This is a genomic window from Streptomyces sp. NPDC006487 (assembly GCF_042870555.1).
In the GTDB taxonomy this organism is placed as follows: domain Bacteria; phylum Actinomycetota; class Actinomycetes; order Streptomycetales; family Streptomycetaceae; genus Streptomyces.
In genome coordinates, this window is record NZ_JBIAHN010000055.1 from 1 (window position 1) to 1,037 (window position 1,037).

Below are 1,037 nucleotides of genomic sequence, written 5' to 3' on the forward strand. Positions count from 1 at the left end.
TGCGGCTACGGCTCCGACGCGAAGAAGGACGACGCTCCCGCGAAGGAGAACGTCGCCGCCGACGCCAAGAAGCTGTCGGCCTCCGAGGTCCGCATCGGCTACTTCCCGAACCTGACCCACGCCACCGCGCTGGTCGGTCTCCAGGAAGGCCTGATCGCCAAGGAACTCGGCGCCACCACGATCAAGCCGCAGTCCTTCAACGCCGGCCCCTCCGAGATCGAAGCCCTCAACGGCGGCTCTCTCGACATCGGGTTCATCGGCCCCTCGCCTTCGATCAACGCCTACGTCAAGTCCAAGGGCTCCAACCTGCGGATCATCTCCGGCTCCGCCTCCGGCGGCGTCAAGCTCGTCGTGAACCCCGCCAAGATCAAGACCCTGGACGACCTCAAGGGCAAGAAGATCGCCACCCCCCAGAAGGGGAACACCCAGGACGTCGCGTTCCTCAACTGGATCGCCGAAAAGGGCTGGACCGTCGACCCCGAGTCCGGCAAGGGCGACGTCTCCGTCGTCCGCACCGACAACAAGGTCACCCCCGACGCCTTCAAGCAGGGCTCCATCGACGGCGCCTGGGTCCCCGAGCCCACCGCCTCCAAGCTCGTCGCCGACGGCGGCTCCGTCCTCCTCGACGAAACCACCCTGTGGCCCGACAAGAAGTTCGTCATCACGAACATCATCGTGTCCCAGAAGTTCCTCACCGAGCACCCCGACGTCGTCGAAGCCGTACTCACCGGCACCGTCAAGACCAACGCCTGGATCAACGCCAACCCGGACAAGGCCAAGGCCTCCGCGAACGCCAAGCTCGCGGCCGAAGGCGGCAAGCCCCTCGACGCCAAGGTCATCGACCCCGCATGGCCCAGCATCCTCCTCACCAACGACCCGCTGGCAGCAACCCTCAAGACCCAGTCGGAATGGGCGGTCAAGGCCAAGCTCATCGAGCAGCCCGACCTCACCGGCATCTACGACCTCAAGCTCCTCAACAAGGTCCTCAAGACCGCCGGCCAGCCCGAAGTCTCCGACGCCGGCCTCGGCGCCAAGTA

1 protein-coding gene is annotated in these 1,037 nt (G+C 65.9%); it reads left to right on the top strand.

All coding sequences use genetic code 11. The features are described 5' to 3' along the window. The coding region (locus tag ACFYM0_RS37960; protein WP_388510328.1) for an aliphatic sulfonate ABC transporter substrate-binding protein at positions 1 to 1,037 on the top strand (1,037 nt) is incomplete at both ends.